Source organism: Seramator thermalis, assembly GCF_004138125.1.
Classification (GTDB): Bacteria; Bacteroidota; Bacteroidia; order Bacteroidales; family Dysgonomonadaceae; genus Seramator; species Seramator thermalis.
On sequence record NZ_RXHS01000017.1, the window covers coordinates 44,921 to 52,970 of the forward strand.

The 8,050-nt window shown below is 41.3% G+C and carries 5 protein-coding genes; all 5 read left to right on the forward strand.

Annotated elements, in window-relative coordinates:
* The first annotated feature begins 25 nt into the window (after positions 1–25).
* The 5 genes from EJN84_RS10970 to EJN84_RS10990 all read left to right on the forward strand — a co-directional run bounded on the left by EJN84_RS10970 (position 26) and on the right by EJN84_RS10990 (position 7,927).
* On the forward strand, positions 26–2,869 hold the full coding sequence (locus EJN84_RS10970) for an FAD-binding and (Fe-S)-binding domain-containing protein (RefSeq protein ID WP_238944008.1): 2,844 nt from the start codon (positions 26–28) through the stop codon (positions 2,867–2,869).
* A 182-nt stretch (positions 2,870–3,051) separates the two neighbouring features.
* A complete protein-coding gene (argS, locus tag EJN84_RS10975) occupies positions 3,052–4,845 on the forward strand; it encodes an arginine--tRNA ligase (protein ID WP_129595460.1) in 1,794 nt (597 codons plus the stop codon).
* 490 nt (positions 4,846–5,335) lie between these two features.
* Entirely contained in the window at positions 5,336–5,749 is a 414-nt protein-coding gene (locus EJN84_RS10980; RefSeq protein ID WP_129595461.1) for a response regulator, read from the forward strand.
* 32 nt (positions 5,750–5,781) lie between these two features.
* Positions 5,782–7,044 carry a YaiO family outer membrane beta-barrel protein gene (locus EJN84_RS10985; protein ID WP_165004292.1) on the forward strand — a complete coding sequence of 421 codons (1,263 nt, stop codon included), beginning with the start codon at positions 5,782–5,784 and terminating at the stop codon, positions 7,042–7,044.
* Position 7,045: 1 nt separating this feature from the next.
* Entirely contained in the window at positions 7,046–7,927 is an 882-nt protein-coding gene (locus tag EJN84_RS10990) for a hypothetical protein (RefSeq protein ID WP_129595463.1), read from the forward strand.
* Positions 7,928–8,050: the final 123 nt, after the last annotated feature.

Below are 8,050 nucleotides of genomic sequence, written 5' to 3' on the forward strand. Positions count from 1 at the left end.
TTGATACTATCTTTATCACAAAAAAATGATGGATACATCGAAACTTCGTAAACAGCTGTTCAAGCTCTTTCCCAAGGAACAAGTTTTCACCGACGAGCTTTCGTTGCTGACCAAAGGCACCGATGCCGGATTGTATCGGATGATTCCAAAAGCAGTGGTCAAAGTTAATTCGGAAGAAGAAGTCGTTCGATTGCTTTCTTTTTGCAAAAACAATCAAGTCCCCATAACGTTCAAGGCAGCAAGTACAAGCCTTAGTGGACAAACCGTTTCGGACTCTGTCTTGATGGAAATCGGACAGGGATTCGATTTTGCATCGATCACCAATAGCGGACGAACAGCTACCTTCGGTTGTGGCGTTGTGGGTGCTGCTGCCAATCGAATGCTGATGCGCTATCATCGGAAAATAGGACCCAAACCGGCTTCTATTGCTTCGGCAAAAATAGGCGGAATCGTTTCGAACAATGCCAGCGGATCGAGTTACGGCATTCGGCATAACAGCTACAACACCGTGAAAGCGATGCGCATTGTTTTTGCCGACGGATCGATACTGGATACGGCGGACACGGTAAGTCGTCGGCGTTTCATTGAAACACACCCACAACTGATAGCCGAAATTCAACAACTTCATCTTCTCGCAACAACAAGCGAGCCCATTTACGAAAAAATATCGCGGAAGTTTCGACTCAAAAATACCTGTGGATATGGAGTAAATTCGCTGATCGATTTTGAGGATCCTGTCGAAATCATTCGTCATTTGATGGTTGGCTCCGAAGGTACGCTCGGGTTTATTTCTCAAGTTACCTTTAAAACCGTTCACGATGCACCGCTCAAAGCCACTGCGATGATTTATTTTGCTCGGTTACGCGATGTTTGTGAGGCTATTCTTCCTTTGCGGTCGTGCGAAGTGAGTGCTGCCGAATTGATGGATCGCAACGCATTGCGTGCGGTAGAAAATCAGGAGGGGATGCCTGACGAACTGAAATCGCTACCTGAAAATGCAGCAGCACTTCTCATCGATACTTCGGCCGATGACGAAGAGACCTTACTAAAGCAGATTCGTGAAATAGAGGAAAAACTGTCATCTGTTCACACGCTTGCCCCTATCAAGTTTACAAGTGACGTACATCTTTACAATACGTATTGGAAAGTACGAAACGGACTTTTTGCATCGGCAGCGGCTGCGCGTCCCGTTCACACCGCATGCATCATCGAAGATGTGGCTTTTGGCGCGAATGTTTTGGGTGATGCGCTAACCGATGTACGCCAATTGCTCGTGGACTCCGGTTATCCCGATGCCGTGATGTGGGGACACTTACTGGACGGCAATGTGCATTTCACGGTTTTCCCCGATATCAACTCTGAGAAAGGCATTCGTCAGTATGCCCAATTTATGAACGAACTGAGTGAAATGGTTGCCATTAAACATCAGGGAAGCCTGAAAGCCGAACACGGTACAGGCCGAAATATGGCACCTTTCGTCGAAAAAGAGTGGGGAAGCGATATTTATGCCCTAATGAAACGAATCAAAAAAGCGTTCGATCCCGATAATATTCTAAATCCGGGAGTATTGATCAACGACGATCCCGATGTTTTTATCAAAAATTTGAAGCGCATTCCTGAAGCAAATCCACTTATCGACAAATGCATCGAATGTGGTTTCTGCGAGGTGAATTGCCCTTCGAAAAACTTGACGCTTACACCGCGTCAACGCATTGTAGCATACCGTAATCTGACTGAAAAGGCTTTATCGGGAAAAGACAGAAAAAAAACTTTTCGTCAGCTGGAAAAGGAGATTTCCTATCCGATGGACGAAACTTGTGCTACGGACGGTTTGTGCGCTATAGCTTGCCCTGTAGGCATTAATACGGGAACGTTGGTGAAAGAACTTCGTTTTCATAATAACGGTCTGTTGGCCAATACCATTGCCGATGTTGTAGCTGCAAATATGGATAAAACTACGACTTCGCTGCGCGGGTTGATGAGATTTCCGCATGCGCTGGCAAAAATTGTCGGCTACAATGCGCTCGAAAATGTTACCCATGGCTTATTTAAAGTAGGTGACGGTCTTTTCCCGCTTTGGACACGATACACGCCTTCGGGCAGTCGGAAAATCGACCGTTCGATTTTTCCCGCCAACGATGCCGATGCTCCGGCAGTGGTATATTTCCCGTCGTGTATTACCCGAGCGATGGGTGGCCCTTCTTTTGGGTACGACGAATCGGAGGACGTTCCCTCGAAAATGCTTTCGCTGCTTCAAAAAGCCAACTACACGGTCATTATTCCCGAAGGGAAAGACAAATTATGTTGCGGTATGGCTTTCAGTAGCAAGGGATTTCGAAAACAGGCAAAGAAAAAAGAAACCGAGCTCAACGAAGCGTTATTGTCGGCAACCCGTAACGGCAAATTGCCGTTAGTTTGCGATATGAGCCCCTGTCTGCTTCACATGCGCGAAACGCTCGATCCACGTTTGAAACTTTATGATCAGGTGGATTTTATTCACGATTTTTTGCTCGATCGTTTGCAATTCACACGGCAGCCTGTTTCCATCGCTATACACAACACATGCAGCACCACAAAAATGCAAATCGAAGACAAATTCTATCGTGTAGCTTCGCTATGTGCCGAAAAGGTGATTGTGCCCGAAAACGTTACTTGTTGTGGCTGGGCCGGCGATCGGGGTTTCTTCCATCCCGAATTAAACCGTTCGGCGCTTGCTCCCCTCAAACATGCCAAGCTCGACGCTACAGAAGGATATTCAAACAGTCGTACTTGCGAAATCGGACTTTCTGTTAATAGCGGAATTGCTTACAAATCATTGGTATATTTGGTCGATAAATGTACTGCCGCTTTAGAAATCAATAAACAGTAGCTTTGAGATGTTAGTTACGAAAGGAAAAGTCATTACGAAATCGTAATTCGACCGGGTTGTTATGGCGAAAAATTTTCTTCGTTTTCTCCCAAATGCTTTCCAAAAGGAAGGAATGGATATTGGTACGCGTGGCATAAATATATTTTTTTTACCTTTGCACTCTCAATCAGCAAATTCACGATATGAACATCGAGCAAAATCTTCAAAATACAATCATCGGCGCTCTCAACGAACTTTATCATGCCAATGTGGACGCTTCGCAAATCACACTTCAGAAAACCAAAAAGGAATTTAAAGGACATTACACATTGGTTACGTTTCCGTTGCTCAAAATATCGAAAAAAAATCCGGAGCAAACAGCACAGGAAATAGGAGCCTATCTGATGGACAAAACTTCGTTCATTGCCGAATATAACGTCATCAAAGGATTTTTAAACCTGACTGTTGCGTCGAACGTTTGGATTCGATTGCTCGAAGCAATTGATGCCGCACCCGATTTCGGATTTGTGTCGGCAAATGATAATGCCCCGCTGTTCATGGTCGAATATTCTTCGCCGAACACCAATAAACCGTTGCATCTGGGGCACGTAAGGAATAATCTGCTTGGTCATTCGTTGAGCGAAGTGTTGAAAGCCAATGGCAAATGTGTCGTAAAAACCAATATCGTGAACGACCGAGGCATTCATATTTGCAAATCGATGCTGGCCTGGAAAAAATGGGGCAATGGTGAAACGCCTGAATCATCCGGAAAAAAAGGCGACCATTTGGTGGGCGATTATTATGTCCTTTTCGATAAAAACTATAAAGCCGAAATAGCCGAGTTGCAGGAAAAGGGCCTTTCGAAGGAACAGGCCGAAGAGCAGTCGGTACTCATGCAGGAAGCACGCGAAATGCTTCGCAAATGGGAAGCAGGCGATCCGGAAACGGTAAGTTTATGGAAAATGATGAATAATTGGGTGTATGAGGGATTTGACGAAACGTATCGTCAGCTTGGCGTTTCGTTCGACAAAATTTATTACGAATCGCAAACCTATTTGGCCGGCAAACAAGAAGTGCTTCGTGGACTGAAAGAAGGATTATTCTATCAAAAGGATGATGGTTCGGTTTGGGCTGATCTCACTTCTTATGGTTTGGATCACAAGTTGTTGCTTCGAGCCGATGGAACATCTGTTTACATAACGCAGGATATTGGTACGGCAAAATTGCGTTTCGACGATTATCCGATCGACACCATGATTTATGTTGTGGGAAACGAACAGAATTATCATTTCCAGGTGTTGTCGATCCTGCTTGATATGCTGGGATTCGAATTTGGTAAAGGATTGGTACATTTTTCGTATGGAATGGTAGAGTTGCCGGAAGGCAAAATGAAGTCTCGCGAAGGTACAGTGGTCGATGCCGACGATTTAATGGCCGAAATGATAGAAACAGCACGCGAAACATCCAAAGAATTGGGTAAACTCGATGATTGTTCGCCTGAAGAGGCCGAAAATATTGTTCGCATGATTGGATTAGGTGCTCTGAAGTATTTCATTCTGAAAGTCGATCCGAAAAAAAATATGACTTTCAACCCCAAAGAATCCATCGATTTCAATGGCAATACAGGACCTTTTATCCAATATACGCATGCGCGAATCCAATCCATTCAGCGAAAAGCTGCCGAGCAAGGCATTGAAATGCCCGATCATCTTTCGGAAGATGTCAAATTATCGGAGAAAGAAGAAGCTCTGGTGCAATTGCTTTCCGATTTCGAATCTGTTGTGAAACAGGCCGGAACAGAATATAATGTTTCGCTGGTCGCCAATTATGCCTACGATTTGGTGAAAGAATATAATCAGTTTTATCACGATTTTCCAATTCTGCGTGAAGGAAATGTTGCCTTGCGCAATTTTCGTCTGATGCTTTCGAAAAACGCAGCCCTTACGATAAAAAAAGCAATGGGCTTACTGGGAATTGAAGTGCCGGAAAGAATGTGATTTGTAAAAATTTTGAAGAACAAATGTTCTTCGTATTTTTCTCAAATGAAGTGCCGTAAAATTATGCTGTCGCATATTTGCAAAACTACAGACATTTTACATTCGGAAAAGGAGTTTTGTTCAAAAAAAAACAAACTATATTTCTCCATTTGTGTTTAATTAGTAAATTTGCAAAATATGATAATCGTTTTTATCACTTGTTAAAACAGACAAACATAATTATAACCCTTCATCCATTGAGGAACATTCGACCAAACAGGAGAATCGGTCCTATTCACAAAATAATGAGCCGGGAATCATTGATCTTTTGCTTCATAGAAAATTTTACTTAAAGCTTACCCGCTCAGAGGCTCTTTTACCTTATGACTGCCAAATTTATGAGTTCGAAACTTTTGCGTTTGTATAGCGGCTGTAAAATCAAGTTTAATGAGAAAAGATTATCAAATACTCCTTTTAATAAAGCAAATGCACTGCAATTATTTTTAAAAATATGAAAAATAATAAAAATGATCCCGAATATCGTCTCGAAGTAATTTCAGACAGTCCCACTTTCTATCTGTTGATAGAAAGATTTGTAAAACTTTTGCACTCGAATATTCAAATACAAATATGGGATTCGCTTCCGATGATTCATGAGTCACTTAACAACCAACCTTCGGATCTGATTATTTTGGACGGAATTTTTACACAAAACTCATCCATCGATTTAATGTATACCATAAGATTCAATTTGAGAATCATCACGCCGATTTGGTTTTTCTCAGTTATAGAAACACCCGAATTTTTGCTCAAAGCACGTGAAGTTGGAGCCAACAGAATTATCGAAAGACCATTTGATCCAATCGAAATAGCTGCTGAAATTTGCCACTACTTAAAACAAAAAAACGTCGTAGAGCAATCATAGCGCATATGAATAAAAGAAAAATCAATAACCCTATGAACAAAAAAATATTGCCCTTATTACTCTTCTTTTGCATTTGCATACTGTGCATTGAACCGGCAAATGCCCAAACAAACGTCGATTCACTTCTCAACGTTGCGATTCAAAAAGCGCACCAGGGGAAATATGAAGAATCATTGCATGACGCAAACATGGCATTACAAACCGATTCGTCACGAGCCGACATTTATGTTTTTGTCGCAAACGTATATTCCTGGTCACACAAAAACGATTCGGCTCTTATCTTCATAGAAAAAGCCAAGGATATGAACTACTTAAATGATGATTTTTACAGCAGTTATCTCAACATTTTGTTGCGATCGAACGATTTTCAGACCTTGTCAAAAGCGGGAGAAGAAGCCGAAAAAAATGGATATTCCGATACGAAAGATTTGCTTACCAAACAATTGATCGCTTACCGGGAAACAAGAGAATATGAAAAAGGAATTAAACTTGCCGAACAGGATAAATATAAGCATTATCTTGCAAACGACACCATCGATCAGCTCTATACCTCCTTATTGCTCAACCGGCGGACTAACTTGGTTACGTTGTCGTATTCGCTTGACATGTTCGATAATATCGATCCGCATCATCTTGTATCCATCGGTTATTCTAAAAAAATAGCAACAGGCAATACGCTTGCTGCCGATATCTATTACGCAAACCGATTTACCAAAAACGATTTTTTGATAGAACTAAACGATTATTGGACAATATACAAAAAAAATTACCTTCAATTCGGCTTGGGTTATGCGTCGAATGCAAATTTATTTCCTCGCTATCGCATGGGTATCGAATACTTTTTTGTACCGGCGAATAAATGGGAAGCATCCTTAGGCGGGCGCTACATGAATTATCCGAATGCGACAAACAAAGATGTATTTATCGTTACCGGCAATATCGGAAATTATTTTGGCAACAACTGGCTTTCGATACGACCATTTTATGTTTTGCAAAACGACTTACAGTCACTATCAGTTGTCATCAAATATCGACTCTACGGAAAAAGTCCGATGAATTACTGGGGAATAGAAGCAGGAGTAGGTAATTCGCCCGACGATATTCTCACGACGTCGCAAAGCTCGTTCAACGAACTCATGTCCTATCACATCAAGGTGGAAAAAAACTTCAAATTGAACAGGATATCCGATTTCAACATTCGCATGGGATATATGTACGAACAAATTAATCAAAATTCTACCAAGCAATATCGAAACAGATATATGGTGGAAGCAGGGTATAAATATCGATTTTAATATGAGATTTGCAGGAATTTATAGGAAGTATCTTTCTCCATGGGTAGTGGTTGCAATTGGAGGATCGGTGTTTGTGCTGACGTTCCTTTATCTTGGACAAAAAGACATCACTAATCCATACTTTATCTTTCATAATCCGGCTTATCCTATCGTGAGTCACGCTCACGGATGGCTTTATGTGGTGCAGGCACTTGTATTGGTGTTCCTATCGATAACCGTTCTCGAACTGTTTTCGCTATATATCGGAACAGCCAGAAGGTTGTTCACAGACAAGAAAGAACAAGAATTTAATCGAGACACGCTTAATCGAATGATGGATTATTTAACGAAAGAATGTTCGACGGCAGATGCAAGAAAGCTCATGGCTCTCACAAAATCGAAATCCGAAAAAAGATTATTTGTTAACCAACTGAGAATCTCGGCAGTCCTCACAAAAGGGAAAGTGCACGACGATTGCATTACACTTTTTCATGAAATGAATTTTGATGACGTGGTGAAAAAAAACCTGCGGTCGCTTTATGTCAGAAACAAAATGTTTGCCTTACGAGTAGCAGGGGATTTTCAATTATCAGAATTTAATCCATCCATTGCGAAATATATTTACAGCAAAAATGATATAGTCAGATCCGAAGCCATTCAAGCCTATGTAAAAGTGAATGCTGATAGCGATTTAAGTTTTCTGGCCGATTATACCCGAAGCCTATCTATATTGGATTTTAATGTGATTGTAAATGCAGCCAAACATTACCGAAACATTCATTTCGAATCGCTATTTTCTTCTCCCAATGCAATTGTGAGAGCAATAGGAATAAGATTAGTGGCAATACAAAATAAAACAGAATTCAAACCATTGCTCCTTCCAATGATAGAAGATAAAACGTAAGCACCCGATTAAATACCCCTTGATTTATTCCTAATAAACTTTGGCGTTTATAATCTTGGTGCAGAGATTCCAAACTTTACCGGTAATCGTTAGCGTATTATTAGCGTATTATTAGATTTCTCT

Coding starts and splice junctions, on each gene's coding strand:
- EJN84_RS10970 (WP_238944008.1), top strand. CDS start 26: ATGATGGATACATCGAAACTTCGTAAACAGCTGTTCAAGCTCTTTCCC.
- argS (WP_129595460.1), top strand. CDS start 3,052: ATGAACATCGAGCAAAATCTTCAAAATACAATCATCGGCGCTCTCAAC.
- EJN84_RS10980 (WP_129595461.1), top strand. CDS start 5,336: ATGAAAAATAATAAAAATGATCCCGAATATCGTCTCGAAGTAATTTCA.
- EJN84_RS10985 (WP_165004292.1), top strand. CDS start 5,782: ATGAACAAAAAAATATTGCCCTTATTACTCTTCTTTTGCATTTGCATA.
- EJN84_RS10990 (WP_129595463.1), top strand. CDS start 7,046: ATGAGATTTGCAGGAATTTATAGGAAGTATCTTTCTCCATGGGTAGTG.